Genomic DNA, 1,411 nt, shown 5'->3' with positions numbered 1-1,411 from the left:
GCAAAGCCTTTTGGTTCCTTTTTGGCGTTTGAAAAAGGGACTCGCCGTAAGGGCGAAACCATAAGTGGCCGTTACCGCAGCAATGGATATCCCCCCAATCCAGTCGCCACTTGGCCGGTTCGCCAAACAAAATAATCTGCAAGAAAACCCGACGCCGTTGCACAGAAGGGGACTGGTCCCCGATCCGAGCAACGCCATGCCCCATTACTTCGATAGCGCCCACCGTATAGAAATCGAAACCTTGCGCCAACGCCTGACCGCTCGCACCGAGTGGCCGACCTGGTTGTTGCTGGTCGGCGTGTACGCCGGTTGGTTCGGCATCGTGCTGGGCAGTGACAGGTTGGGTCTGTGGTGGAGCACATTGCTGTTGATCCCGCTGGTAGTGCTCTGGTTGTCGCTGCAGCACGAATTGCTTCACGGTCATCCCACCCGCTGGGTATCGCTGAACAAGATCCTCGGCTACGCGCCGTTCGCCGTCTGGTACCCCTACACCCTGTATCGCGACAGCCATTTGCTGCATCACCGCGATGAAGACCTGACCCTGCCGGGTCGCGATCCCGAAAGCCGTTACCTGAGCGCCGAGCAATGGCAGGGCCGTTCACTGTTCGAACAAGGCCTGCACTGGCTGAACAAAACCGTGCTGGGTCGTTTCATCCTGGGCGCTCCGCTGGCCTTGCTGGCGCTGGCCCTGGAGCAGCTGCAGCGCCTGAAAGCGGGTGAGCGACAGGCCTGGGTGATGTGGCTTAGCCACGGCGCGTTGACCCTGCTGATGCTGTTGTTTATCGCCCGCTACAGTGTGCTGCCGATCTGGCATTACCTGTTGCTGGTCAGCGTGCCAGCGCTATCGATTGCGATGATCCGCTCCTACTATGAACACCGTCCCCATCCCCAACCCGAGCAAAGGACGGTCATCAATGAAGCCGCCTGGCCATGGCGCTGGCTGTTCCTGAACCTCAACCTGCACCTGGTGCATCACGACTTGCCGGGGCTGCCCTGGTACGACTTGCCCCGCGCTTACCGTGCGCGTCGCGAGCAATGGCTGGCGCGCAGCGGCGGGTTCCTGGTGCAGGGTTATGGCCAGTTATGGCGCCGGCACGGGGTGAAGGCCATCGATAGCCCGCGGCATCCGTTCAGTTGAGAGAACCCATGACTTCAGCCTACGCAGAGCTTTTGATGTACGTCGCCCCCGAACCGGTCCGCCAGGCCAACGAGCGCTGGCTGAGCCGTATCCTCGAACGACTGGGGGCCACGCGCCGCAACGCCGAGGGGCTTTCGCTGATGGACCTGTGGTTGTCCCCGCACTTGCTGCTGACGCAGACCTGCGGCTATCCGCTGATGACGGCATTGCGCGCTCGGGTGCGCATCATCGGCCGTCCTCGTTATGAATTGCCGGACGCCAGCGGCGGCAGCC

Annotated in this window: 1 protein-coding gene and 1 pseudogene; both read left to right on the top strand. The window is 61.7% G+C overall.

Annotated elements, in window-relative coordinates:
• Positions 1-196 precede the first annotated feature (196 nt).
• A complete protein-coding gene (locus tag PMI35_RS12870) occupies positions 197-1,138 on the top strand; it encodes a fatty acid desaturase (protein ID WP_008061255.1) in 942 nt (313 codons plus the stop codon).
• Positions 1,139-1,146: 8 nt separating this feature from the next.
• A pseudogene (locus PMI35_RS12875) lies at positions 1,147-1,411 on the top strand (phosphate ABC transporter substrate-binding protein); the annotation flags it as partial.

This window comes from Pseudomonas sp. GM78 (assembly GCF_000282475.1).
Taxonomy (GTDB): domain Bacteria; phylum Pseudomonadota; class Gammaproteobacteria; order Pseudomonadales; family Pseudomonadaceae; genus Aquipseudomonas.
Note: the sequence above shows the minus strand (reverse complement) of the source record. Positions and strands in the feature narration are given on the sequence as shown.

Bases quoted from the DNA above. Each gene is read 5' to 3' on its own strand.
- PMI35_RS12870 (WP_008061255.1), top strand. From the start codon at position 197: ATGCCCCATTACTTCGATAGCGCCCACCGTATAGAAATCGAAACCTTG.